The organism is Mesorhizobium sp. M1078 (assembly GCF_040318615.1).
GTDB lineage: Bacteria > Pseudomonadota > Alphaproteobacteria > Rhizobiales > Rhizobiaceae > Mesorhizobium.
In genome coordinates this window covers 26,837-52,096 of record NZ_JAMYMP010000009.1, presented here as the reverse complement: position 1 = coordinate 52,096, position 25,260 = coordinate 26,837, and the positions used below count along the sequence as shown (strand labels likewise).

The 25,260-nt window shown below is 61.5% G+C and carries 27 protein-coding genes; 6 read left to right on the top strand and 21 right to left on the bottom strand.

The window, feature by feature from the left end; genetic code table 11:
- Positions 1–7 precede the first annotated feature (7 nt).
- Positions 8–556 (top strand): hypothetical protein, encoded by a 549-nt coding sequence (locus NKH38_RS14485; protein WP_023729135.1) that lies wholly within the window; start codon positions 8–10, stop codon positions 554–556.
- Between the two features lie 255 nt (positions 557–811).
- On the opposite strand, the gene NKH38_RS14480 is transcribed toward NKH38_RS14485, so the two are convergent.
- Positions 812–1,036, bottom strand: coding sequence for a hypothetical protein (locus NKH38_RS14480; RefSeq protein WP_155922421.1), 225 nt, complete (start codon positions 1,034–1,036; stop codon positions 812–814).
- A 1,139-nt stretch (positions 1,037–2,175) separates the two neighbouring features.
- On the opposite strand from NKH38_RS14480, the gene NKH38_RS14475 reads away from it, so the two are divergent.
- A complete protein-coding gene (locus NKH38_RS14475) occupies positions 2,176–2,433 on the top strand; it encodes a hypothetical protein (protein WP_245260390.1) in 258 nt (85 codons plus the stop codon).
- Between the two features lie 283 nt (positions 2,434–2,716).
- Here NKH38_RS14475 and NKH38_RS14470 read toward each other — a convergent pair whose 3' ends face one another.
- A complete protein-coding gene (locus tag NKH38_RS14470) occupies positions 2,717–3,136 on the bottom strand; it encodes a hypothetical protein (protein ID WP_245270154.1) in 420 nt (139 codons plus the stop codon).
- A 461-nt stretch (positions 3,137–3,597) separates the two neighbouring features.
- Between NKH38_RS14470 and NKH38_RS14465 the strand changes: the two genes are divergently transcribed.
- Entirely contained in the window at positions 3,598–4,197 is a 600-nt protein-coding gene (locus NKH38_RS14465) for an EF-hand domain-containing protein (RefSeq protein WP_352763118.1), read from the top strand.
- Positions 4,198–4,396: 199 nt separating this feature from the next.
- Here the strand turns inward: NKH38_RS14465 and NKH38_RS14460 are convergent, their stop codons facing one another.
- Positions 4,397–4,561, bottom strand: a complete 165-nt coding sequence (locus tag NKH38_RS14460) for a hypothetical protein (protein ID WP_023667766.1) — start codon at positions 4,559–4,561, stop codon at positions 4,397–4,399.
- A 1,008-nt stretch (positions 4,562–5,569) separates the two neighbouring features.
- On the opposite strand from NKH38_RS14460, the gene NKH38_RS14455 reads away from it, so the two are divergent.
- Complete coding sequence (locus tag NKH38_RS14455; protein ID WP_023818612.1) at positions 5,570–6,229, top strand: L,D-transpeptidase; 660 nt, start codon at positions 5,570–5,572, stop codon at positions 6,227–6,229.
- A 10-nt stretch (positions 6,230–6,239) separates the two neighbouring features.
- Positions 6,240–6,752 (top strand): OmpA family protein, encoded by a 513-nt coding sequence (locus tag NKH38_RS14450; protein WP_023667764.1) that lies wholly within the window; start codon positions 6,240–6,242, stop codon positions 6,750–6,752.
- Positions 6,753–7,057: 305 nt separating this feature from the next.
- Here NKH38_RS14450 and NKH38_RS14445 read toward each other — a convergent pair whose 3' ends face one another.
- The 10 genes from NKH38_RS14445 to NKH38_RS14400 all read right to left on the bottom strand — a co-directional run bounded on the left by NKH38_RS14445 (position 7,058) and on the right by NKH38_RS14400 (position 14,861).
- Positions 7,058–7,927 carry an SDR family oxidoreductase gene (locus tag NKH38_RS14445; RefSeq protein ID WP_023707232.1) on the bottom strand — a complete coding sequence of 290 codons (870 nt, stop codon included), beginning with the start codon at positions 7,925–7,927 and terminating at the stop codon, positions 7,058–7,060.
- 1 nt (position 7,928) lies between these two features.
- Complete coding sequence (locus NKH38_RS14440) at positions 7,929–8,093, bottom strand: hypothetical protein (protein ID WP_023710084.1); 165 nt, start codon at positions 8,091–8,093, stop codon at positions 7,929–7,931.
- A gap of 23 nt (positions 8,094–8,116) precedes the next feature.
- Complete coding sequence (locus NKH38_RS14435) at positions 8,117–9,883, bottom strand: thiamine pyrophosphate-dependent enzyme (RefSeq protein ID WP_023710085.1); 1,767 nt, start codon at positions 9,881–9,883, stop codon at positions 8,117–8,119.
- A 10-nt stretch (positions 9,884–9,893) separates the two neighbouring features.
- A complete protein-coding gene (locus tag NKH38_RS14430; RefSeq protein ID WP_023686882.1) occupies positions 9,894–10,037 on the bottom strand; it encodes a hypothetical protein in 144 nt (47 codons plus the stop codon).
- 132 nt (positions 10,038–10,169) lie between these two features.
- A complete protein-coding gene (locus tag NKH38_RS14425; protein WP_023707234.1) occupies positions 10,170–10,358 on the bottom strand; it encodes a hypothetical protein in 189 nt (62 codons plus the stop codon).
- A 174-nt stretch (positions 10,359–10,532) separates the two neighbouring features.
- Positions 10,533–10,778, bottom strand: coding sequence for a hypothetical protein (locus NKH38_RS14420; RefSeq protein ID WP_023707235.1), 246 nt, complete (start codon positions 10,776–10,778; stop codon positions 10,533–10,535).
- A gap of 13 nt (positions 10,779–10,791) precedes the next feature.
- The gene (locus NKH38_RS14415; RefSeq protein WP_023686879.1) at positions 10,792–11,007 is read right to left on the bottom strand and encodes a hypothetical protein; all 216 of its coding nucleotides are present in this window, start codon (positions 11,005–11,007) and stop codon (positions 10,792–10,794) included.
- Between the two features lie 187 nt (positions 11,008–11,194).
- Complete coding sequence (locus NKH38_RS14410) at positions 11,195–12,322, bottom strand: NAD(P)/FAD-dependent oxidoreductase (protein ID WP_023707236.1); 1,128 nt, start codon at positions 12,320–12,322, stop codon at positions 11,195–11,197.
- A gap of 60 nt (positions 12,323–12,382) precedes the next feature.
- The gene (locus NKH38_RS14405; RefSeq protein WP_023820869.1) at positions 12,383–13,924 is read right to left on the bottom strand and encodes an amino acid ABC transporter permease/ATP-binding protein; all 1,542 of its coding nucleotides are present in this window, start codon (positions 13,922–13,924) and stop codon (positions 12,383–12,385) included.
- Positions 13,925–14,018: 94 nt separating this feature from the next.
- The gene (locus tag NKH38_RS14400; protein ID WP_352763124.1) at positions 14,019–14,861 is read right to left on the bottom strand and encodes an ABC transporter substrate-binding protein; all 843 of its coding nucleotides are present in this window, start codon (positions 14,859–14,861) and stop codon (positions 14,019–14,021) included.
- A gap of 212 nt (positions 14,862–15,073) precedes the next feature.
- Here NKH38_RS14400 and NKH38_RS14395 point away from each other — a divergent pair, with 212 nt between their 5' ends.
- On the top strand, positions 15,074–16,168 hold the full coding sequence (locus NKH38_RS14395) for a LacI family DNA-binding transcriptional regulator (protein WP_023667753.1): 1,095 nt from the start codon (positions 15,074–15,076) through the stop codon (positions 16,166–16,168).
- A gap of 177 nt (positions 16,169–16,345) precedes the next feature.
- On the opposite strand, the gene NKH38_RS14390 is transcribed toward NKH38_RS14395, so the two are convergent.
- The 8 genes from NKH38_RS14390 to NKH38_RS14355 form a co-directional block, all read right to left on the bottom strand.
- Positions 16,346–17,764, bottom strand: coding sequence for an NAD(P)/FAD-dependent oxidoreductase (locus NKH38_RS14390; protein ID WP_031243865.1), 1,419 nt, complete (start codon positions 17,762–17,764; stop codon positions 16,346–16,348).
- Entirely contained in the window at positions 17,761–18,624 is an 864-nt protein-coding gene (locus NKH38_RS14385; RefSeq protein ID WP_352498005.1) for a PfkB family carbohydrate kinase, read from the bottom strand. Before NKH38_RS14385 ends, NKH38_RS14390 begins: the two co-directional genes overlap by 4 nt.
- On the bottom strand, positions 18,621–19,475 hold the full coding sequence (locus tag NKH38_RS14380; protein ID WP_352763126.1) for a sugar phosphate isomerase/epimerase family protein: 855 nt from the start codon (positions 19,473–19,475) through the stop codon (positions 18,621–18,623). The genes NKH38_RS14385 and NKH38_RS14380 overlap by 4 nt, the downstream gene beginning before the upstream one ends.
- Positions 19,476–19,496: 21 nt before the next feature.
- The gene (locus NKH38_RS14375; protein WP_352763129.1) at positions 19,497–20,357 is read right to left on the bottom strand and encodes a carbohydrate ABC transporter permease; all 861 of its coding nucleotides are present in this window, start codon (positions 20,355–20,357) and stop codon (positions 19,497–19,499) included.
- Positions 20,354–21,316, bottom strand: coding sequence for a carbohydrate ABC transporter permease (locus NKH38_RS14370; RefSeq protein WP_023818620.1), 963 nt, complete (start codon positions 21,314–21,316; stop codon positions 20,354–20,356). Before NKH38_RS14370 ends, NKH38_RS14375 begins: the two co-directional genes overlap by 4 nt.
- An 8-nt stretch (positions 21,317–21,324) precedes the next feature.
- Positions 21,325–22,647, bottom strand: a complete 1,323-nt coding sequence (locus NKH38_RS14365; RefSeq protein WP_023815126.1) for an ABC transporter substrate-binding protein — start codon at positions 22,645–22,647, stop codon at positions 21,325–21,327.
- 28 nt (positions 22,648–22,675) lie between these two features.
- Complete coding sequence (locus tag NKH38_RS14360) at positions 22,676–23,689, bottom strand: SIS domain-containing protein (RefSeq protein WP_023729125.1); 1,014 nt, start codon at positions 23,687–23,689, stop codon at positions 22,676–22,678.
- A gap of 172 nt (positions 23,690–23,861) precedes the next feature.
- Positions 23,862–24,884 (bottom strand): LacI family DNA-binding transcriptional regulator, encoded by a 1,023-nt coding sequence (locus NKH38_RS14355; protein ID WP_023667745.1) that lies wholly within the window; start codon positions 24,882–24,884, stop codon positions 23,862–23,864.
- Between the last annotated feature and the right edge of the window lie 376 nt (positions 24,885–25,260).

Here is a 25,260-nt window from a genome sequence, read left to right as displayed (position 1 = left end):
AATCGTCATGAACGTGATTGCCAAACTTACCAACATCACCCGATCGCCTGGCGATCCCAAAGTGCTGAAGACTGGGCAGAGTGCGGTCGCGGCCTCCGATGGCCTTGCCCGCAAGCTCGGCTGGTTCAGCATCGCGCTTGGCGTCGCCGAGCTGGTTGGCGCCGAACGGATTGCCGGCGCGCTCGGCATGCGCGGCAAGGAAGATCTGATCCGCGCTTATGGGGCGCGGGAAATAAGCAGCGGCATACTCTCGCTTTCAGTGGACAAGCAGGCCGGGCTTTGGAGCCGGGTGGCCGGCGACGGCCTGGATATCGCGACATTGCTGACAGCATATCGGCATGGCAACCCAAAGCGCGATAATGTAGGCCTTGCGCTTGCCATGGTCGCCGGCATCACATTGCTCGACATCATCGGTGCGAAAAGCGTGACCGCGCGCCACTCTCGGAGCAGGACCAAGCCACGCGACTACAGCGATCGAAGCGGCTTTCCCGGAGGCACTGCCGCAGCCCGCGACCGCGCCCGCTCGCAGCGCAGCCAGGAGGTCGGCGCAGCCTGATAGAGATTTCCGAACCCTGGCGCCATGCGACCTGGACAGGTGGCATCTCGTCGGGCCCTAACGCCAGAGGTGGTTGCTCTCGGGGAGCCGACTTTGCTGGAACAGAGTGGACCGTCGAGTGGCCGTTCTCGCCGTCGCCTGGATCACCGCCGCGCATGGTTGTGTGGCCGGTGCGTTAACGGCAGGAAGCAAGCAGCGATGCGACCAGGCGTCTAGCCTTCCATGTCTCTTACCTTGGCCAGGTTCCGGCGATCCTCAGGCCGAGCCGCGTTCGGGAAGCTCGGTCTCTTCCGCCACCCCTTTCCGCAGGTCTCGGCGCAAGCGTTCCGCTTCGTCGGAATTATTATCGTCGTCTGTCCGCTCGAGTTCGCGATCGATTGTCTCGCGCGACCCCTCTGCCGGATCCTGTTGCGGAGATGTGTTCGGGCCGGTTTCGATCTTGCCGTCGCCGGGAACGGTGCGGTCGCGAGACTTCGTCATCTTCAGCTTCCCTTTCATCTGTCATCTGCCTCGGCATCTCCGATGGCATGAATTTTGGCCGCTTCCCTGCCGAACCGGATCGTCGACGCTTTGTTCCGGGAAAGCCCCCGCAGGTTCGTGCTGGTCGGCCCCGGGGCATTGGTCGATGCCCTTGCCGGGAAGCATCCTATGCCAACGAGGTCGGCGGCAGCCTCATCAATGTCGTTATCAACATATGGGCTGTGAAGGCGTTTTCGGCCCGGACACGCGAGCACGCCAGGCTCGCGGCGAGTTTTCGAACCGAAGCAGATGCGCAGCGTAACAACTGGATGTATACGGAAAAGGCTGCCTCATCCACGACATCGCGCTTTCGGTAATGGCCGGCGGCATGCTCGCCTGGGCGGTCCGGCAGCTGGTAGCGAACTGGTCATAGGCCTTTGCAAAGCCGCGTCGATGAAGCGGGTGCGGTAGCGCTGGTCGGTGTAGCGTCGAGGCATCTGTCAATCGGAGACAAGCGCGACCACTTTTGGGACCTCACTGTTTTTTCCACCGGGACTCGACATCTCACTATCATAGTTGATTGTGGCTGCCGGTGACCCTGCGTAATGGATAGCCATTCCAACTCTCCAACAGGAAAACGGTATGTTGTATCCGGGTCGGTTTTTGGGGCCAAGCGAGATTGAGATGCTCGCCCAGGTTTGTCACACGGTCTGCAAAGAGCGCGCCCTACCTCTTGCTTCGCAGAACGGAGAGCGCATAGCTGCCCATATACTCAGGCTGTTTATGAATGGCTTGATTGAGCAGAATGAACTGCTCGATGCTGAGAGGAACTGGGCTCTTCGGCTTGACCGTTCGGTCCAGCAGACGATGTCAACTACGCGCACATGAGAGGCCGCGGGACCCAGTTTGGTTCTTACAGCCGAACACCCGCCGCTATCTGAGATATGTTGCGGGGTTTTCTTCGCCGCGGAGTGATCCGATACAGTGCGCGGAAATCATGGCAATCCTGTTCGCAGTGATTCTATTGAGCGTAATCGCAGTCGCATTCTTGGTCGTCGGAAAGCCGCCAAGGCCAGTTGGGAACAAACCTGACGTTTAAGCGTTTGTAGAGCCCTTCCACCGGGCAACTCACCGAAATGCTTCTTGCCGTGCATGATGCGATGTCGACGGCCGTTTTGGCGGGCAGGAGCGCCAATGCGGAAATAGTAGGCGTGGTCGACCTCACCAACAAAGCTGAGGTCGACATCGGCATCACCAGCTTGGGAAGAGCCATCCAGTTCGTGGCCAACGCCTCGGTGCTTGGATACGACATTCGCGGCGCCATGGTCTTCTATGGCGCGCCCGGTACCCCGAGCCTAAGGGCGAGAGAGTGCGAGCGCTTGTGGGCGCAGTTTGGCGGCGCGCTTCTACAGCCGTAGCTCTATCAGGACGTTCGCCCCGCCCGTTCTTGGTATGAACGCGTACGGAACTGAGGCGCTACCCAGCCGCAGCGGGAATGGCTCAGTGGTAGCTCTAGCTGGCGACCGCACCAAGCAGCTTTTCGGTGATGCGCTTTGAGCGGCTGAGCCAGCGTGAGAACGTTCGGCCGCATATCTGCCGGTGCCTGCTTTCATGTGACTGGGCGGGGCTATTGGGGAGCCGGGTTGACGACTGGGCCCTTAGCCGAGGGAAGCACAGTACGGCAACCTCGCCTTTTGCTGGCTAACATCCTTCCGCTCTCAGGGACCGAACCATGCGCACAACAACAGGGTCATACGGTTTCTTTTCGGATTTCCGATAATTCATTGTGAAAAGCGCGGCACGCTGGTTGCAGACCATAATTGCACGGACGTAGCGAATCTCGCCATTCTTGACCCCGGAGTAGCTGGCCCATTTCGGGGCTAGGCGCCGATAGGTCAGTCGCCAACCGGCCTTTTCGTCCTCGATCATGCGATGTTCAATCTCGGCGCGAAAACTTGCTTTGCCCAGTCGCGCGCCCCAAACGACCAGAAACGCGTCTCTTGGGCCCTGAAAAGCCGCGCCCTGCTCCGAATTCTGGGTCAGGACGAAATTCGGAGGAATATCGAAACTAAAGCCAAGCTGTCGGACGCCGAAGGGCTGCCACGCCTCGGCCTGAAGCAACGTGGTCCAAAAGAGAAAAACTGTAAGTCCCAGCAGTAGGCGTCGCATCGCTCTGATTTAGCGCTGGCTAACATGGTGTCCAGACGGACAGAGGTCCGTGACATAAAAATATGCATCATGGCCGCGCAGCATATGGACGCGGGATTCGCGATTGACGGCGTGCGGTCGAAACGGCTTCCGTCCCACGAAAGGAGAGGACGCAGAGGGAAATGGTGCGTCGGTATGATCGACTGGCAGAAAATTGGCGAGGCCGAATGTCCACGTTCATTGCCCGCAAAAATGGGCGCCGGCTTCCTCTTGTGCCTAGGGAAGAAGAGCCGAAATTATTCCCTGACGAAGACCCTGATCTACCTCAGACGGGGGCATGCCCTGTAACTTCGCCGTGACCTGATCCCCTTCGGGGAACAATCAGATCGAGCTCCAGTTTGGCGTTCCAAGCGAAAGCACTGATGGAGCATGCCATGAGATTTCCACACAGCACGACGGCCGCGACCGCCGTTTTCATTGCCCTGACCTCCCCCGCGCTCGCCCAGACAAGCGGAACACCATCACCCTCGACACCTGCACCCGCTCCGGCAACCGAACCGCCGGCCGCCGGACAGTTGCCGGATGCGACCGGACAAGCGGATGCACCAACACGCGAAATGATCCGCCAGATGGTTGAGCAAGCTGTCCGGGAGAGAATGCAGCAGGATCGCGGTTCCGAAGAAGGTTTCCGCGGGGAAGATAGTCGCAACTATCAAGGCGATCGCAACGAGGATGCTGACCGCCACGATGAAGATGGCGACCGTTGGCAGAACCACGGTGGCCGCGATCGTGGACACAGAATGGCTGGACGCTGGCATCATCAGATGATGCGCGGTGCCGGCATGCGACTGATGTTCGGGCTGTTGGACACCGATGGCGACGGATCGGTGTCCGAGGACGAGGTTCAACGCGCGGTGGGCAGGATGTTCAGTAGCATTGACGAGAATGGTGACGGCAAGATCGATGTGAACGAGATCCAGTCCTTCATGCATGGCTCCAGCATGCATGGCACTGATAGCGAGGACACGCCGTAGCTGGCTTCAAAGGGAATGCCCTCCCTCGGACAAAGCGGGCGCGTGGCGGCCGATCCCGAAGCGGTGTCTCTTGGCTGTTAGGCGCCCGGCCAGCACCCTTTAGGCTTGAGCTATTCCCGCAGTCCCGCGAGACGCCAGCCGTGACAAAAAAGGCTTCGCATTGCTGATCGAGGAACGATCGCAGCCGACCAACGCAGGGTCACTCGGGCGCCCGGTCTTCCAGCAGAACGAAGGATGCGGCGATCAAGTCGTCGCCATTGATACGTCCTTGGCTGTCCTCCAACATAGTTGCAACCTTGTGGAAGGCCATCATTTCACCCGCGTCAATCTGCGCTTCACGCATCTTGGCTGTGAGATCAGCCACGCGATTTCCTAACGAATGTGATTTTGCAGTCTCGCAATTCGACATGATTAGTCATCCTTTGCCTTGGGTTTCACGCTGCCGAACGCAATGCTTCAGCGGATGTTCCGAATTTGGCCATCAGTCTTATGGGATAGGACTTGCGTCTGATTGCGGTTGGAAGAAGCCCGAACGGCGGAACAGGCAGCCGGACGCCGAATTGGAAACCGACCGTCGATCGAAGTCCCTTGTCGCCGGTTGAGATCCCGCCATCTTCACTGTCGAGAGGGTGGCGGGATCGCCTTCCGAGGAGCGAGCACATATGAGGTAATAGATATTTGGCAGATGTACTCACGGCCATCCTGCTCGCTTCTTTTGTCTGCGCATGTTCATTCTTTTCGGGAAACCCCATCTCTCCAACAACACGCAACACCGCGTTGCTACCCATGATGATGCGATGACAACTGCATCAATAAAGCAAAGCCTCTTCGCCTAAGGTGCGATTGCCGCGGGCTTTTTCGACTTGAAGGTCGTCCAACGCGCCCGGTGGTCAGGCCATGGCGTTCAGCGGGAGCCAGGTAGACTCATCGCGAAAATCCCGCAGCGAGGCATGTCGCAAGTCCTCCTCGCCGCGCGCGGATACTGGAATACGCCTGGCTCGTTGTGACAGGCATGCGAAGATGAGTGTCGGCGCATGGACGCGGAAAAACCCGCCAGCGTGAGCCAGCGGGCCTTGTGATGGGATGGCCCGCGCGTGCGGTCAAGGCTGCGCGGGCCGACCATGATGAATGAGGGGACATCTTGGTCACCGGCACGACCGATGAAGAACGAGCCGGGTGTGACAGAACACCCTTGGAGCGAGGATGTTCCCGTCCGCACAAAAAAGCTCGCCGGCGTGAGCCGGCGGGTAGTCGCTATTTTGCCGTCAAGCGGACAGACCGCTTGCGGCCCACCCACTGCACCATTTTTCCACTTTGAGCCGAAATCATTCTCAACTATGGTTCGCCAGGCTTAAGGCATGGGGGATTGCCGATGGTTTTATCACGCAGGGGTGTCGTGCTCGGCGGTCTGGCGCTGGTCGCGGTCGGGGGAACCGGCAATATTGTTCAAGCCGCGGGGGCAAAATCCTTTTTCGCCGGTACCGCCAGCGATAACGATTTCGTCTATCGCAAGACCAACTTCGCCAAGATCGACAAGAGATGGCATCGCCAGATCGTCAAGTATTTCAGCAGCGAGCCGGTCGGCACCGTCGTGGTCGATACCCGCCACCACTTCCTCTACCTCATCATGGAAAACAAGACTGCCATCCGCTACGGCGTCGGCGTCGGCAAGGAAGGCTTCAAATGGTACGGCCGCGCGACGATCGATCGCCGCGCGCTGTGGCCGCAATGGGTCCCGCCGCCAGAAATGCGCAAGCGCAAGCCGGACCTGCCGCCCATGGTCGCAGGCGGCGCGTCCAACAATCCGCTCGGGCCGCGCGCGCTCTATCTGTACCGCGACGGCGCCGACATCGGCTACCGCCTGCATGGCACGCTGGAGCCATGGAGCATCGGCACCGACGCTTCCAGCGGCTGCATCCGCATGTTCCCCGAAGACATCATCGACCTCTACCAGCGGTGCCCGATCGGCACCGCGGTGGAGGTCCTGCCGCACATCGCCGACCAGGCGCCCGCTTCCACCACTGTCGAATGATTGGCGCATCATGAACCGCATGATTGAAAACACGCGCCGGCTGCTCGCCGCCGGCCTGCTGGTTGTGGCCACATCCTGCTCGACCAGCAACACGCTGGCCCCGTCGACGCCCGACGTCACCAACGCCGAGATTGCCGGCTTCCAGAACGTGCAGCCGGGCAGCGAGGAGGATTTTATCCTCAATGTCGGCCGCCGCACCTACTTCACGAAAGGTTCGGCCGCGCTCGATTCTGTCGCCAAGGCCACCCTCGACACCCAGATCGCCTGGTTGACAAAGCATCCGCGCTGGCTGCTCAAGCTGCAGGGTTTCGCCGACGATCCCGGCGCAAGCGAAACGGCGCTGTCACAGCAGCGCGCCGATGCGGTGATGGACTACCTCGCCGCCGGCGGCATAGACCGGAACCGCATGTGGGCCAAGGGCTACGGCAAGGACAGGCTGGTCCGCGACTGCCCCGACTCCGCCTGCAGGTCGCAGAACCGCCGCGTTGTGTCTAATTTGCGCGATGAGAGGGACGAGTCGTAGAGGCTGCTGTTTGCTGGTCGCCAAATCAGTCTCACAACGCGACGGCGGCATGGCTGCAATGCGCCTATCGGGGACATTCACCCAGCGTTTGCCCCTCCCCGAAAGCTGACGCTCCGGTTGAACCCGGAGTGAAGTCAGCTTCCCGTCTACCAACCTCCGGTTCAGGGTCTGGTGGGAGGCTTCGGCATCCGCCTCGACCAGTTTGCGGACGTGGCGGTTGTCCGCGATCCTGATCGCGCATGAGCCTCGCCACATGTCGGTGTGCTACCGGGAGTGGGCGCCGTGGAGCTGGCAGGTACGCTCGCTCAAAGCATCGGCCGTCCACCGGTGACCTCGTAGAGTGCGCCGGTGGTGTAGCTCGATCCTTCCGAGGCAAGCAGCACATAGGTCGCTGCAAGCTCTGCCGGTTGCCCGGGACGCTTGAGCGGTGTGTTCTTCCCGAACTCCTTGACCTTCTCAGAGGGCATTGTCGACGGGATCAGCGGCGTCCAAATCGGCCCGGGAGCGACCGCGTTTACCCGAATGCCGCGTTCAGCTACCAGTCCTGCAAGTCCGGCGGTGAAGTTGGCGATCGCTCCTTTGGTAGTGGCGTAGGCAAGCAGTGCCGGCGATGGACTGGTCGCGTTGATCGAGGATGTGTTGATGATGGTCGAGCCGGGTTCCATGTGCTTCACTGCTTCCTGGGACAGATAGAACATCGCATAGACATTGGTGCGAAAGGTGAGATCCCATTCCTCCGCGCTGATGTCCTCAAGCTTCTCGAACGACGCCTGGTGGGCTGCATTGTTGACGAGGATGTCCAGGCGCCCGCATTCATCGATAGCTCGCTGCACAAGCGACCGCGCGAAGATTTCGTCCGAGATGTCGCCGCGTGCGAGCACCGCCTTGCGCCCCGCTTCCTCGACCAAGCGCGCCGTCTCCTGCGCGTCTTCGTCCTCTTCAAGGTAGGAGATGATGACGTCGGCGCCTTCGCGTGCAAATGCGATAGCCACCGCCCGGCCGATGCCCGAGTCCGCGCCGGTGATCAGCGCGACGCGGTCCGTCAGCTTACCGCTGCCGCGATAGCTCTCCTCCCCGTGGTCAGGCCGTGGATCCATCTCGTCGGTGTAGCCGGGCATGTCCTGCTGCTGTTCGGGAAGCGGCGGCTGAGGATATTTCTGCTGGGCATCCTGCATGTCAGGTCCTTTTTTGGTTGGAGTTGCGGTTGTGTCGATCCGGTTCCGTGATCGGTCCCTTGGCGGCTTTCGAGCCACCGCCCCATTCCTCGGCCTTGCACGCTTGGTCGCCGCCCATGAGGTCCGGCGAACCGCGATTTGCGGTGCCGCTGTCGGTCTTGTTCAACTCGTGCTCCTTCTTGCGTGTGGTCAGTCTTTCTCGCCGGCGGTAATCATCGACCTCAGCGGCTCTTGCGCCACATTCGCCTCGATTTCCGCGCGTCCGGGGGTATCCGGTAGCGCCTTGCGGAAATTTCTCGCATAATCCGGTGGCATCTTCGGTGGCATCATCGGTTCGTACGGGTCGACCACGGCCTCGATGACCACCGGACCCTCAGCAGCCAGGGCAGCGTCGAGAACACCTTCCACCTCCTCGGCGCGAGAGACGCTGTAGCCGATGCCGCCCATGGCTTCGGCGGCCATGGCGAAGTCGATGGGCTGGAGTTCGCAGGCGAATTGCGGGTTACCGAGGAACATCATCTGCTCCCAGGCGATCTGATTGAGCATGCCGTTCTTGAGCACGAGCACCTTGAGTGGGACCCGGTACCGAACTGCCGTCGAGAACTCGCCGAGTTGCATCGCGAGACCGCCGTCGCCGACGACCGCGAAGACCGGCCGGCCGGGAAAGGCCAGGCCCGCGGCGATCGCATAGGGCAGTCCGCATGCCATCGAGGCCAGCGCGCCCGAGACGCCGAAGGCCTGCCCGTCACGCAGCTCGATATGGCGGGCCGCCATCTCGGTGTTCTGGCCGGAATCGGCAACCAGGATCGCATCATCGGGCAATCGTTTCCCAAATGCGCGTGTAACCACCTGGGGCTTGAGCGAAGTGGCGGCCTTTTGCTCCGACTGCGCCATCATCTCGCGCCAGCGTCGCATGCCCGCCTGCGCCTTCTCGAGGAAGCTGCGATCATCCTTGCGCTTCAGGCGCCTGTTCAGCAATCGCAGCGTCACGGCGGCATCGCCGGCAAGGCCGGCCTCAACGGGATAGCGCAGGCCGATGCGCTGCGGGTCGCGCTCGATCTGCACCCCGCGCGCCTGTCCCGGCTTCGGGTAGTATTCGATGTAGGGAAAGGTCGAGCCGACGACGAGCAGCGCGTCACATTCCTCCATGATTTCCTGCGACGGCAGCGTGCCGAGAATTCCGATGCCGCCAGTCGTCAGCGGGTGATCGTCGGGCAAGGCAGCCTTACCGAGCAAGGCCTTTGCGACGGGGGCACCAAGCAGCTCCGCCGTCTCTTCCAACTCGTGCCTGGCACCAAGCGCGCCCCGACCGGCGAGGATCGCGACCTTCGTCGCCCCGTTCAGGATCTCGGCGGCTTTCGCAAGTTGTTCTTCGTCGGGAAGCCTGCTTCCTTCGAACCAACGATCCGGCGTATGCGACGGTTTGTTGCGCTTCGAGCGCTTGGCTTGGTAGAGCGTGTGCTCCTGCACATCGCTGGCGATCGACAGATGCGCAACGCCGCGACGTGCCAGCGCCGACCTGCAGGCGAGACCGGCCAGGCTTTCCATATGCGCCGCGTCGGAGACCTGCGCGTTGAAGACGGCGACATCGCTGAAGACGCGCGTCAAGTCGACATCCTGCTGGGTGAAGGTCTCGATGAGGTCGTGGAACTGCATGCCGGTAATGGCGAGCACCGGCGCTTGGTCGAGCTTGGCATCGTAGAGTCCAGTCAGGAGGTGTGTGCCGCCAGGGCCGGAAGTTGCGAGGCAGACACCGAGCTTGCCTGTCCATTTTGAGTAGGCGCACGCCATGAACGCCGCGGATTCCTCGTGCCGCACCTGAATGAAGCGGATGCGGTCCTGCCGCTTGCGCAGCGCCTCCATGATGCCATTGATGCCGTCGCCCGGCAGGCCAAAGATGATATCGACGTTCCAGTCGATCAGCGTCTCGATGAGGATGTCCGCGGCGGTCGGCATGTCTCAGTCCTTACCGCGATGCGGATCCCGCCGCCTGGCTGCTCTTGTTCGCGGTCTTGTCAGTCTTACGCTGGTCTTTGTTGCCGCCGCGATTGCCGCCATGCAACTCGTCGGAAGATTGAGCGGTCTTGCCGTCTTCCAAATTAGTGGCCATGCGCAAAGCTCCCTACATCCGGCCTGCCTAACCAGAAAGTCGGTGAGATGTTCCGTGCCCGAAGGCAAGGCCGCCTAGTCAGGTGCCGAAGGCAAACGTGTCAGTACCACCCGATGAGGCGCTGTTCGGCAGTCAGCGGCTGAACAGGCGAGGTGCGATCGAACAGACGAAGGCATCGAACTGCTGCGAGGCCGAGGATTGCATGTAGTGGCCGAGGCTGTCTGATCGCCAAAAGCTCTCGCGGCAGAGCTGGCCGATGTTCAGGTCGCGTCTTCGCAGGTCCCTATAGCCAGAGCGCAACGCCGCCCGGACCGTCCCCATAGGCGAACTCCTCGCACCCCTCGTCGACGATTTCTCGCGCGGGATTCCGCCTCAGTGGCGAAAGGACTCGTTCGTCGCGCACACCGCGGCGGGCGATGTGCGCCTCGACCATGCGGTGCCTGGCGTGCCGGTAGTCTGGGATGGCTCCTCGATAGCCTTAAAAAGACGGCAGGCTTAGTCGTCCTGCCTGCGCTTGTGGTGCTCGCTCTCCTGGTTTTCGCCGCGGATCATCTGGCGATCGTCCTTGTCGGTCAATTCCACGCCCTCGTCGCGTAGATTGGCGCCGTCTTGCCGCGCCTCGCGCTCCTGCTTGGATGTCTTCAGCTCATCCTCGGCATTGAAATCGTCGCCGGCATTGCTGGAGTTCTCGCGCTTTTCGATGATGCGCAGCTGCTGCTCGTGGGTCTTCCGGCCGGCCATGGCAAGGTGCCTCCTACTTGTTCGTGCGTCCGGTCTGGTCAGGGTTGATGCCGCCCTGAGGCGTGACGTCGTTCTCGACATCGCCTTCGAACGTATTGTCCCCATCGAGAGCATCGCTCTCGTCGAGCATATCGCCGCCCTTGACCGCGCCCTTCGAGGTGCCGATTCCCGGGTTGTCTCGCAGATCCTTGTCCGTGGGCTGTTTAGTCTTGGGGTGTTGGTTGGTCATGGAATTTCTCAGCGCTGGTTGAGCTTGGACGAAAGACGGTCCTGGCGCTGTCCAACTTCAACGTGGAGAAAATGTTCCGGAACATATTCGCTTGTCAGGTGCGCGTAAGCGGCCAGGCGGCCGCCGTCTCGGCTAGCGAAACTCCAAGCATGCCACATTACATCCCATTCCGAGGCGAATTGGCAGGCTAAAGTGAAAATCGAGACGGTCGAAAGCTTGCAAGGAGTGGGTGCTCTGTTCCGGTGGCGATCTCGGTTGCAAGCAGTTCGCCGGCAATCAAGCCAAGTGTTGCGCCGCTGTGGCTGAAGGCGACGTAATACCCCTCGATCTCCCGCAACTGGCCGAAGACCGGCTCGCCGTCTCCGGGGATCGGCTTGGGCCCGACACCGTAGCTCTCCAATTCCAATTTCGGATGACCGTCGAGAACATTCGACGCTTCGTCGAGAAGCCCCTGGATGGTCGATGCTTTTACGCGATAAGTCCCGTCCGGATTGACTACCACCTCTTTTTCCGACCAGGCAGAATCGAGCGCGAGGGCGCCATCAGGCGTCGGCCGGATGGCGACGCGCGGCGTGTTGAGCACGGCGCGTAGAGGCAAGTCGACTGGCTTGGTGCTGACCAGCAGCGCGATCGGTGTCCCATCGGCAATACGCTGACCGGCCACGGCAACCATTCGCGGCACATCCGCACCGGTCGCCAGAAGCACCGCGTTGGCGGCGAAGCTGATCCCGCTGGTGGTGGTGACGCCGGTGGCGCGGCCGTTGGCGACGGTGACGGTAGCGCTTCCGGCCTCGGTGACCACCTGGCCGCCCCGCTCCACGAATTCCGCGATCAATATTTCGATCAGCGACGGCAGGTCGACCCAGCCCTCGCCCGGGTTGAAGATCGCGCCTTGAGGCGTGACAGCGCTTGCGCAGACACCCGGCGCGACCAACCTTATGGCGTCCGCGGACAGATGCTGCGCATCATAGCCGAGACGTTTTTCGTGAGCGAAGACATCGGCGATCTCGTTTGAGGCATCGTCCGCATCCCACGTCAGGCCACCGTCGAAACGCAGCCAGGCGGCATCCGGGCATCGCGCCGACAAACTGCGGTAGCGGTCGATACCGATCATGCGCAGGCGATGATATTCAGCCGAGCGCCTGCGCGCCGAATTGATCCAGGCGAGCGAGCGGCCGGAAGCTCCCTTGGCGAGCGGTCCATCATTGACCAGCACGGTCTCGATGCCGAGCCTTGCAAGATGAACGGCCGAGGAGACGCCAAAAATGCCGCCGCCGACAACAACGACCTTGGAAACCTGATGTGATGCAGCCATGAGATATCTTTCACTGGTGGAGGTTGGTTTGGGCGGCCGTCTTGAAGGGCTCATGCGTGATCAAAGCACTTCGGCAAGGAAGTGCTTCAGACGTGGGCTTTTCGGCGTGTCGAAAATCGCTGCAGGCGTGCCGGCCTCGATGATGCGGCCTTCATCCATGAAGACGACCTGATCGGCGACCTTGCGGGCGAAGCCCATTTCATGTGTCACCACGACCATTGTCATGCCGCGCCGGCCGAGATCCGCCATGAGGTTGAGCACGCCCTTCACCAGTTCGGGATCGAGTGCGCTTGTTACCTCATCGAACAAGATGACCTCCGGGTCCATCGCCAATGCACGAGCGATTGCCACACGCTGCTGCTGGCCACCGGAAAGGCTCCCTGGACGGTGGTGTTTGCGGGTCGCAAGCCCGACGTCGGCAAGGCGCGCCTCGGCGATGCGCTCAGCTTCCTGTACAGGGAGCCCCTTTACCTTGGTCAGCGACAGCATGACGTTTTCGAGCGCGGTGTGGTCGGGAAACAGATTGAACTGCTGGAAAACCATCCCGACACGCCGGCGCAGTTTTTCAGGCTTCATCGCCAGGATGCTCGCACCATCGAGCAACACCTCACCGCCCTTGGGCTCGACCAGGCGGTTGAGGCAGCGCAGCAGGGTCGACTTGCCCGAACCTGATGGGCCGATCACGCATGTGACCGTGCCAGGCTTGACTGCCATGCTGACGCCTTTGAGAACATCGAGGTCGCCATAGGCCATGTCGAGATCGGTGATGGCGAGACTGCCGCCCTTGAAGCGGGGCAGCGCTGAGCGGGCATCAGAGCCGGCCTCCGAAGGTGCACTGCCGGTGGCGCCCTCCAGTTCGCTCACTTCGGCCAGGCCGCTGATGACGAGGCCGGCCTTTTGCTTTCCGACCCGCAGCGAGTTGTCGATGTAGTTGACCACATGGGTCAACGGCACGGTGATGACGAGATAGAACACGCCGGCCAGAAGCAATGGCGAGAGGTTTCCGGTGACCACTGCCTGGTCCTGACCGACACGGAAGATCTCGCGCTCCGAGGCGAGCAGACCGAGGAAGTAGACAAGGCTTGAATCCTTGACGTTGCCGATGAACTGGTTGACGAGGGCCGGCAAGACGCGGCGGATGCCTTGCGGGATCACGATCAGGCGCATGCCTTGGCCGTAGCTCATGCTGAGCGCCCTGCAGGCCTCCATCTGCCCGCGCTCGACGCTCTGGATGCCCGAGCGGAATATTTCGCCGATATAGGCGCCGGCGATCAGGCTCAGCGCAAGAATGCCGAGCGGAAAGGGCGAAGGGCCGAAGATTTCACGGCCGATGCGGGCAAAGCCCTGGCCTATCAGCAGGATGGTGACGATCGCCGGCAGCCCACGGAATATATCCGTGTAGACCCGCGCCGGAATGCGCAGCCAGCGCGATTGCGAGATGCCCATGACCGCCAGGATCATGCCGAGAATGACACCCAGCACCGTCGACGCGGCGGCGAGGATCAACGTGTTCTTCAATCCGATGGTGATCATGCTGGGCAGCACGTCCGCCATGGCCTGCCAGTCGAGGAAACTGCGCCGCAGGTTTTCGAGCCAGTTCATTTGCCCCCCTTTCGGTTGCGCTATTCACATCGTCCGCATCAAGGACGGCGGCGTAATCCGGCCGCCGGCATGAGAGCCAGCGGCCGGGTACGGTCTACTTCTTGGGAAGATACTGGTCGGGCATCGGCGAGCCGGGGAACCACTTTTCATAAAGCGTTTTCCAGGTGCCGTCCTGCATGGCCTCGTGAAGGGCGGTGTTCAGCGCATTGCGGAGCTTGTCGTTGCCCTTGCGCAGGACGAAGCCGGCCGGCGCGTCAAAGGAAGGAATATTGACCGCGATCTTCAGGTTCGCATAGCGAACGCCATAGTCCTTGGCGGCCTCGTAATCGAGGAAATGGGCATCCACTGTTCCATTGTTAAGTGCTGAAACGGCGGAGTTGTTGTCGGGGAATTTGACGAGATCGGTTCCGACAAAATTCTTCGCCGCGTAGATTTCCTGGAGCGTGCCTTGCACGACGCCGAGACGTTTGCCCTTGAGCCCGTCCGCCGACGTGATCGACTTGTCGGCGGTAAGCACGGAGAGATAGCCTGCGATATACCCGTCGGAAAAGTCGACGGTCTTCTTGCGTGCTTCCGTCGTGCCGATTGCCGCGACCGCGACATCGAAGCGCTCGTTTGCAACCGAAGGCATAAGCGCCGAGAATTCCTGGCCGGTGAAGATCACCTGGTCGGGCTTGAATCCAAGGCGGCTCGCCACGTTGCGGAACAATTCGATGTCGAAGCCGGTGAACGACCCATCGGCCTGGGTGAAAGCGTAGGGTTTGGCATCGCCCATGGTTCCGACGCTGATGACCTTCGCATCAATGAAGCCATAGGGATTGTCATCCGCGGCGGCCGCTCCTGAAACCAGCGCGGCGCCGACGCACATCGCCATAAGAGCCATTGCGCCGGTTCTGACCGGGCACATCAACGACTTGAGAATTTCTTTGCTGCTCATGTCTTTCTCCACTCTGAAGGTCTGTTCTTCTTGGTATTCCGTCGAGCCGCCATCTGGCGCCCCGACATGCCCTTGACGAGATTACGGTCCGTCACGCCTCTCGGCTCCACTCCTTTTAAAGAGACCGGTCTCATATTGCGTGAGACCGGTCTCTTTGTTAATCGTTATCGCCACGTTGACCTCCCGTCAACAACTCTTGTAGTCGTCATCCGATGAAAAGAACAGCCCCCAAGACCCCGTCGATAACGGTCAGCGACGTCGCCCGCGCGGCCAACGTTTCGAAAGCGACAGCCGCGCGCGTGCTCGGCGGATACGGCGTCGTCAGCGACATGATCCGCGCGGAAGTCATGGCCGCGGCCAAGGCCTTGGACTATCGTGCGAACGAGCTCGCCCGCAGCATGACGACCGGCCGCTCCGGCATCATCGGCGTGGTTGTCGGCGACATCGAGAACCCGTTCTTCAGCCTCGCGGTACGCGGCATCAGCGACGCGGCAAAGGCAGCCGGGTTCAACGTCATCCTGGCCAATTCCGGCGAGAAGATCGAGGCGGAAAAGGCGGCCGTGAAACTGCTCATCGGCAAGCGCGTCGACGGGCTGATCGTCACGCCGTCGGAATCGCGCGACATCGCGCACCTGCGCGATATCCACCGCTCGGGCCGACCGCTTGCCCTGCTGGATAGGGCGCTGGCAGATCTGGATGTCGATACGGTCACGACCGACGATCGCGGCATCGCCATGCTGGCGACCCGCTTTCTAGCCGATGCCGGCCACCGCAACATCGCCTATGTGACCGCGGTCGACGCCGAAGGGCACGAGTACCGCGATCTCGGGCAGATCTACACCTCGTCGGTCCGTGAGCGCATCGACGGTTTCCTCACCGTGTGCCGAGAGGCCGGACTTGATCGGCCAGAACGCTTTGTTCGCCTTGGCGCGACAAGCCCCACCGAAACGCGCAGGGTTGCCGGCGAGATGCTGTCGGCGCCGGATCGGCCGACGGCGATCCTCGCCTCCGACAGCGTCATTGCGCTGGAGATCTTCAAGGTGACCCGCGAGCGCGGCCTGCGGGTTCCCGACGACATTTCGCTCATCACTTTCCATGATGCGGACTGGACGAGCGTCACCACGCCGCCCATCACCGTTATCGACCAGCCCGTCTACGCGCTTGGCAAGAGCGTCGCGGAATTGCTCATCCGGCGATTGAAGGGAGATTCTCGCCCGGCGGAAAGGCTCGTTTTGCCGACCGCCATCATTGCACGCGGATCCGTTGGCCCGCCCTCGGATGGAAAGCCGCAAGTGCGCCAAGCATAGGCCTGGCGGCGGTACGGCCCACATGAATACGTTAGAACAAGGTCGACGCACTCCGCTTTAAGAATGTACGTCGATCAACCCAGCAAACACCCTGATCGCAATGCCGCGTCCACCGTCATCGGGACGGCACGTGCCGGCTCATGGTTTGAAGAGCGTGACGATGAGCCAGATGCCCGGCTACTTCTTGCGCCTGCCTGGCTTCAGGGCCGCCAAAAGACTGCTGATCCTGCCGGCCTTGCGGTTGCGGATCTCGGCCTCGTTCTTGCGGCGCACCGCGGCGCGGACAAGTCTGGCGCCGAGATAACGCAAAGGCTCGGGCGGCAGCGACATGCGCCGCTCGATGCCGACCAGACCGCTTTCGCTCCAGCGATCCTTTCGCTCGAGCACCAGGCTCGCCAGAATGCGTCCGGCTATCGGCGTCTGCGCGATGCCGGTGCCGTTAAATCCCATGCCGTAGAAGATATTGGGATGATCGCGCAGGTGGTCGAAGACAGGAACGTGTTCAGGCACGCAGTCGATCGGCCCCGACCAGTCATATTCGATCGCCACACCGCGCAGCGACGGGTAGACCCGATGCAGCTCTCGCATATTGTCGCGGCCGTGCTCCGGGCTGCGGTTGAAGCTGGCGCCGAAATTTCCACTGAAGGCGACGTTGCCGCTGCCACGACCGAAGACCACCCTGCCCCCGATGGTGCGCTGGTAGTAGAGCACCTGGGCCTGGGAATCGCAGATCGAGGCACCGTCGCGCCAACCGATGCTGTCGAGCAGTTCGGGAACGGCGGCAGTGGCAATCACCTCGCTGCCGACGACATAAAGATGTCGCCGCAGTTCCGGCAGCGCGGAAAGCCAGGCGTTGGCGGCAAGCACGATTTTGTCAGCCCGTACCGCGCCATGCGCCGTGCGCACCGTGCATGTCATGCCGGGTTCGATGGCGAGGACCGGGCTGCGCTCATGGATGATGACGCCGCGTGCCAGTGCCAGCTTGCGCAATCCGATGGCAAGTTTGGCGGGATGGACCGTGCCGGCAGTGGTCTCGACGACGCCGACATAGGAGGCCGATGAACCGGTGCGGCGTTGAATGTCCTCGGCTGTCAGCGGGCTGAAACGGTTTTCTCCAACAACCGCCGTCAAGGCCACGGCGGTCTCCCAGGCGCCTTCCTGCGCAATGGAGCTTGCTGTCCACAACCATCCGTCCAGCCTCAGGTCCATGTCTATGGTGCCGTTTTGCTGCAGCGTCTTCAGCTCCGCGATCGATGCCACCGTGTCGGCGCACAGCAGGCGCGCTTCCTCGAGACCGACGACCGCACTGATCTGGTCGATTTCGGCGAACCATGAATGGACCTGACCGCCGTTGCGCCCCGAGGCCCCCGATCCGCACAGATCGGCTTCAAGGATCACCACCCGCGTTTGCGGCGCAAGTTCAAGGATCCGCAGCGCCGTCCACAGACCGGTATAGCCGCCACCGACGATCACCACGTCGGCGCGCTCGTCGCCTCGCAATGGCTCGGTCGCAGGGGCGGCGGCAATGTCCTGCAGCCAAAACGACCGGTCAGATGCAAGCGCGACCGCAGGCTGCCGCAAACGAACTGTACTCACGCTTGGGCTCCCTGCGCATCGACAATGAAGCTGGCATATTTGGCTGGCAGCCAATCGGGTATCGGACGCGGTCTCTGGGGAAACCCGCCAAGATGGGTGCAGGTCTGCGCCGCCGCGATCGACGCCCTGTGCAATGCCTCCAGGGCGCCGAGGCCGCCGAAATGGAAGCCGGCGAGGAAAGTGGCAATGAAACTGTCGCCGGCGCCACACGTATCCACGACATCGACAAGCGTCGCCGGCGCATGCACGACATTCGTGCCATCGTCGAAGTAGGAGCCGCGTCGACCACAGGTCAAAACTACCTGCCTTGCGCCGGCCGCCCTGAGCGCGCCCAGCGATGGCTCGATGGGAACATCGACATCGTCCGGTCCGGACGCAAACAAAAGCGGGACACCGTCGAGCGGCAGCGCCATATGGGCGGTCGATAGATCGATGCTGAACGGCACATGGTCCGCCACCAATCGTTGAACAAGGTGCTTGTTGGCGTTGGTGCCGAGATGCACCCAGTCGGCCGCGGCGATGACCGCATAATGCGCGGGCGCCGGCATGTAGTTTTCGCCCACACCGAAGGATTCGTGCAGGAACTTCCGGTCGCCGGATTCATCGCGCAGCAAGGTGACGGCCGTATCGCCGGGAAGCCGTTCGACGTCGTCCGGAGATAGGCCGGCACCTTGCAGTTCGGCAAGCACCACGTCGCCTTCGGGATCGTTCCCGACGGCGCCGAAATAGCGCGCGGACCAGCCGTTGCGCCGCCATTGCGCCGCGACATTCAAGGCATTGCCGCCCACCGTCATCAAGTTGTTGGTCAAATAGGCATCAAGGCAATTGTCCCCGACCGCGATAAGCTTTTTCGACCTCATGCCGGCACCGTTGCGCGATCGATATACGGCGCGATGGCGCCAAGGCAGCGTGTCCAGGCTTTTACCGGATCGAGCGCGTAGGAGCCGTTGCCGAACGGCTCGAAGGTGAACTTACCGGCATAGCCGAGGCGCGCGAGTTCGCTGACATAGTGGTCGAGCGGCAGCGTGCCCTCCCCCCACACCAGATGCCCGCCTGGTGTGCCGTCGACCAGATGGACATGCGCCAGCCGCGAGCCGAACAGGTCGACATAGCCGGCCACGGTGTCGCCGGCCGTGGCCATGGCGACAGTGTCGAGCACGACGTCGATGTTTTCAGCGCCCACCTCGTCCAGCATTTGGCGCAGGCCTGCCGCATCATTGACGAGGTTGCTCTCGAACCGCTGCAACGGCTCGAGCAGGCAGCGCACCCCGTTTGCGGCGGCGCGCCGGGCGATCTCGCCGATCGAACCGACCGCGCGGTCCCATGCCGGTTGCCGGGGTTCGCTCTCGTAGCCCCGGCCGGGCGTCAGGAAGAGATAGCGGGCGCCAAGCGCCGCGCAGATGTCGGCTGCACGCCAAAACCGCTCGATGCTGTCCTGGCGCAGTGCGGCGTCGCCGGAGGCAATGTTGATTGGATACAACACCTGCTCAGGCGTAAAGCACCAGGCCGACAGCTCGTTGCCGGCGAGTACCCGGCGAACGGATTCGACACGTGCGTCCGTGGCGTGGAACAGGTCCAGATGCTGGGCAATCCCCCACAGCTCGATCTCGCGCAGGCCAAAGCCTCGGATCGTCCTGGCGACCTCATCGAAGGGGAAGTGCTGAAAGCTGAAATTGGCTCCGATCAGCTGATGAGCAGCGAGCTGCGGCATGAAGGCTCCTTTCGGGAATTGTTATTTGCCGATGCCTTCGGCCAAGCCACGGATGAAGTAGCGTTGCGCGGCAAAGAACACGATCACGATAGGCAGCGCCGAGATCGTCATGGCCGCGAACACCACGGCATAGTTGGTCCCGTGCGTTGCCATGATCGACGTCAGTCCGACCGGCAGCGTCTGCACATCCGAGCCGCTCGTGAAGATCATGGCGAAGAGATATTCGTTCCAGGCGAACAGGACGTGCAGGATGACGCAGGAGATGATTATCGGCCGGCACAGCGGCAAGGTGATGCGCCAGAAGATCTGACCCTCGCTGGCGCCATCCATCGTCGCCGCCTCGTCGATGTCTTCAGGCAGATCCAGCATGTAGGCGCGGATGAGGAAGGTGGTGAACGGCACCCGGAACGCCGTGTAGAGAATGATCAGCGCCCAGTAGGTGTTGTAGAGACCGAGCGCCTGCAACATCTTCACCAGTGGAATGATCGCCACCGTGGGGCTCAGCATCAAGCCGCCCAGAACGATGGCGATAACCAGCGGCTTTGCCGGCATCTTCGTGCGGGTCAGGCCGAAGGCCGTCCAGGCGCTGATTAGCACGGTGCATATGGCCGAAGCGATGGTCACCAGCACCGAGACTGTCACGTAGCCACGCACGCCCTGGTTCCACGCTTGCAGGTAATTGTTCCACGACCAACGGGTGGGCAGGGCGAAGGGATCGCCGAAGATCTGTGCATTGTCCTTGAAGCCGCTCAGCGCCATCCAGATCAGCGGATAGATGACGACGACAGCGAGGCAGACCAGGAACGAATAGAGCAATGTCCTGGCGATGACCGACCACACATTGACGTGCCGGCTGCGACCGGCTGCAATCGTTGCGCTCATTGCTGCACCCGGCGGCGCTTGGTGTACCAGAGCTGTGCCGCACCGGTGAGCATGGTCAACATGAAGATGACGGCGGCGATCGCCGCGCCATAGCCGAAATTGTCCTCGATGAAGGCCTTCTGGTAGAGCCACGTGCCCAGCACCTGGCTGCTGTTGTTGGGGCCGCCCGCGGTCATCACCATGACCTCGTTGAACACCTGGAACGCGCCGGTGATGGTGACGATGATCATCAATCCCGTCATTTCCCGGGTCAGCGGAAAGGTGATGCTCCACAGGCGGCGAAGCGGGCCTGCGCCGTCGATCGTTGCGGCATCGTAGAGGTCGCGCGGGATCTTTTGAATGGCAATGGCAAACAGCAGCGTCGAATAGCCAAAACCCTGCCATTGGCTCATGGCGATGATGGCATAGATGGCGGTGTGCTCATTGCCAAGCCAGGGCATGACGAGCTGGCTCAGGCCAACACGGCTGAGGGCTGCATCCAGCAAGCCGATCTGCGGCTGGTAGATGAAATAAAACAGCAGGCCCGTCACCGTGATCGAGATGGCCGACGGGACGAAATAGACGGCGCGCCACAGGCGGCGCCAGCGTTCGCTCTTCAGGTCCTCGATGATGGCCGCCAGCAGGAACGCGCCGAAGACCTGGAAGATGACGGAGATGAGAGCGTAGAGGCAGTTGTTCCACAGCGCCAGCAGCACGACCGGGTCATGCAGCAGCCGGTCGTAATTGGCGAGGCCGACATTGGTGACCTCGCCGGTGTAGATGTCCTGGTCAGTGGTGCTGACGATGAAATTGTCGACGATCGGATAATAGACGAACCAGCCGATGAGGATGAGCGCGATCGCCGCCCATCGCAACGACAACAGGTTGGCGAAACAGGCCCGCCGGCTCTTTGGCCGTTGCGGCTTGGCGACGCCGCGAATATCGGCGCCGCTGTCCACTGTGTCCGAGGCCCTTGCCATGGTCTGTTTTATTTGGCCGCGGATGCGGCTTTGCGCACCTCGTCCATCACTTGCTCGGGCGTCATCGAGCCGCCCGCCAGCGCCTGCAAGCTGGACAGCCAGACGGCGGCGACGCGCGGTGGGTTGGCCGTATCCAGCCAGGGCATGAGGTATGAGGCGGCGTTGATATCCTTGAGGCCATCGACCACAGCCGCGCTCATGTTCGATTCCGAGGCGCCGCCGATGGTGGCGCTCGGCTGGCCATAGGGTGGCGCAGACAGCACCTGCGCATTTTCCTTGGAAGTCACGAACTTCATGAAATCGATCGCCAGCGGGATGTTCTTCGATGCCGCATTGATCATGTAGCCCTCCGGCGCGCCCTCGATCGACTTGGCGTCACCCTTTGCGCCAGCGGGCACCGGCAGCCGGAAGAATCCGAAATCGGCGGGCTTTAACGCCGACTCCGGCGTGGCGGCCTGATCGAACTCGATGATTTCCTGGTAGTACATAGCCGACTGGGCGTTGGTGAAGGCCTGGAGAGCCGAAGCATAGGATGTGCCGTTGACGCCGGCGCCATCGGTGCAGCGCTCGACAAGCTGGCTGAACTGCTTGAGTGCTGCGACGTAGCCTGGATCGCTGTATTGGGCGGTGGCCGGATCGAAGTCGCGTTCCAGCGTTGCCTGCGGCACGTTGTAGGCGAGCAGCTGGCCTGCAAAGTGGATTGCCGGCCAGGCCTCCTTGTTGCCGAAGGAGATCGGTGTCACGCCGGATTTGCGGATGGCGTCGCAGCTGGTCAGCAATTCCTCGAAAGTGCCGGGTGCCTTGAGGCTGAGCTTGGCGAAGATCTGCTTGTTGTAGCCCATGAACTTGGCATCCTGGTAAAGCGGAATGCCATAGAACTTGCCGTTGTATTGGAACGCCTTGACGGCGGCTGGAGACAGCGACTTGCCCCACTCGGTATCGGCAGCAATGACGGGCGTGAGATCAACGGCGCGATTGCCGCGCACGAAATTGCCACCCCAGCTGCCTGTCCAGGAGAAATAGATATCGGGCAGCGAGTTGGAAGCGACCAGCGTCTTGGTCTTGCCCTTCACGCTGTCGTCGCTCTCCTGGATAAGTTCGACCTTCACATCCGGATGGAGCTTCTCATAGGCCTGTGCCAGGTTGACGAAATACGGCGACAGCTGTTGCAGCCCGAACTTCGTCAGGACCGAAAGCGTGCCGGTGTATTCCACCTTGGCGTTTGGGTCGGCCGTGACAGCCGGCGAAGCGGCGGAACTGCCGCTTATCGACAACCCCAATGATGATACCGCGGCCACCGTGACCGCCACGATTTGCAGCGAACGTTTCATGGATAGCTCCTTCAGAGGTGAGAGGGGATCAATATTCCACGCGTTTGTAGTAGCGACGGGTGGTCAGCGGGTGGTTGCGCAGCACCTCGAGATGGGCGCTCAGCCGCTCGAGCAAGGTGGCGAGCAGAACCGGCGAGATCATGCCGCGGACCTTTGCGGAGATGCCCGGCAACTTGACCGAGGCCGCGTCCAGCGTGCGAACGCGGTCCGTGTAGCGCTTGGCGAAGTTCTCGACCCGGTCGGCCAGGGGCCGAAGGGCATCTTCGCCCTTGAACACGAAAACGCTGACGCCCGGCTCGACCAACTCGAGCGTACCGTGGAAGAAGTCGGCGGCGTGCACCGGGCGGGTGCGAATCCACTGCATCTCTTCGAGGATGCACATGCCGTAATAGTGTGCCTCCGGCCACACCGAGCCGGCGCCGGTGAAGATGTGATAGGTATCGTCCTTGATTGTCTGGGCCAGTTCGGCCGCCCTGTCCTCAAAGGCAGCCTTGGCGTCGGCAAGCAGATCCGGCAGCAGTTTGAGTTCGGCGACAGTGCCATCAAAATCATCATATTCGCCGCGCTCTTCCAGCAGGGCCAGGACGATCAGCAGCGTCTGCAGGTAGAAGGATTCCGACGAGGTGTCGTCTTCGGCGAAGTTCGTGAAATTGTGGTCAGCCTCCCGTGCGATTGGCGTATCCGAATGGCCGGTGAGCGAAATGGTGCGCACACCACGTTTTTTCAGAAAGGCCATGAGCTCGACGCCTTCCTTGGTCGTGCCCGACAAGGACGGGATGACCACCACGGCCTTGCTGTCGAGACCGGCGGGCGGATCGATCACGACCTGCGCCGGATAGGCACCGCTCACCGGGAAGGTGGAACAGCGCTGCGCCAACTCGATCGCGGGTAAGGTTAGAAGCTGCACGCCGCCGGTGCCCATGAAAAACAGCCGCTCGACGCCATCTGCCAGCAGTGTGCGCATCAGTGAGCGAACCTCACCTGCGACGGCGACGGCCCCGCTTTGGATCTTCACGAAGCGGTCCCTATCGAAGTTCAGCATGACGTTTTCCTTGTATTTCGCATGTTACAGGCCTCTAGCCCGCCTTAGGCGTCGGTGGGCCGTCTAGCTCGTTTCCCGATGTGAGATCGATCTCACAAGCAATAATGGGCACGCAATTTCGCCAATGGCAAGTCCTTTAGACGAAATTCTCCGAAATCGAGGGGTTTGCTCTTTAGCGCACAGCGCGCCGGGCAACCGATCCGCGTACGATCAAGCGGGTCTGAAATCGGGTACGGCGCGGTGCAACCTTTTTGCCGGCAAGCCGCTCCAGCAGGTATCTGGCGGCGAGCGGTCCGATCTCGGAGATGGGTTGCGCCACGACCGTTATCTGCGGATCGGTGAACGTGGCGAGGTTGAAGTCATCGAAGCCAACCACCGACACGTCATGCGGAATCGAGAGCCCCATTGAACGCAGGCCAAGAAGCGCGCCTTGCGTCATGAGGCTGTCCACCGTGAACAGTGCGGTGGGGCGATTGCGCCGGCTGAACAGGCGGATCGTGGCTTCGATGGCGTGCTCGACGGTCGAGCGCGATACGCCGATGAGCGCTTCATCGATTGCGATCCCATGCGAGTGGAGCGAGTTTTCGTAGCCAGCCAAGCGTTCCTGTGCCGTAAAGATGCGTGACTCGTCGCGCAAAAGACCGATCCGGTGGTGACCGTTGCCAACCAGATAGTCCACTGCCTCGCGTGCCCCGCCCTCGTTGTCGACGACGACGCTGTCGCATTGCAGGTCCTTTACCACGCGGTCGATGAGCACGATCGGTGCGCCTTCGCGGGCCAGTTGCACAATATGCTGGCTGTCGGTTGCAGACGTTGGGGCAAGGATGAAGCCGCGAATGCTGAGCGAGCGAAGGCTCTCAAGCAGTTCTTTCTCCTGTTCTACATTCTCCTCGCTGCTGGCAATCAGAAGATTGTGGCGGTGCTTGCGCAGTTCCACCTCTATGTCGTGCGCGATTCGGGCGAAGAACGGATTCTGGATATCGCCGGGCACGAAGCCTATGATCGGCAATTGTCCGCTGCGCAGCGCCTGCGCGACGAGGTTGGCCCGATAGCCCAGCCTTTCGGCTGCCTCAACCACGCGGAGCGCCGTCTCGTCGCCAACGTAACCATAGCTGTTGAGCGCCCGGGCGGCCGTGGCGCGCGACACCTTAGCCGCTGCGGCAACGTCCTTTAGTGTGATTCCTTTCTGGGCCACAGGTAACCGTCCTTCTTGGATCTGAACATTGCGTCAGATCATTCTCGGCTCGTCTTGCCGGCATCGTTGTGCGGCATATCGGACGATTCTCAAACTGCGAACATAGCTTTCGCAACTCCTTGCCACCTAATCGAGATACGCGCGCTGTTTGGCTATCTGGAAATTTGATCCACGAATGCACCTACATGTTGTGCAGTCAGTTCATTGCCTTGCACTGCCAGCATACGGCAATGAGTTCACGCCATGGTCCAGGCGGCCTCCCTGGCATCGATCATAACACCGATGGAGACGACTAGCCTTGCCGCCAAACTCGTCCAGCGATTGGAGGCGAGCTTTCAAAAAGGTCGAGCCAGACGCTCAAGGCCCGCTGCACGGA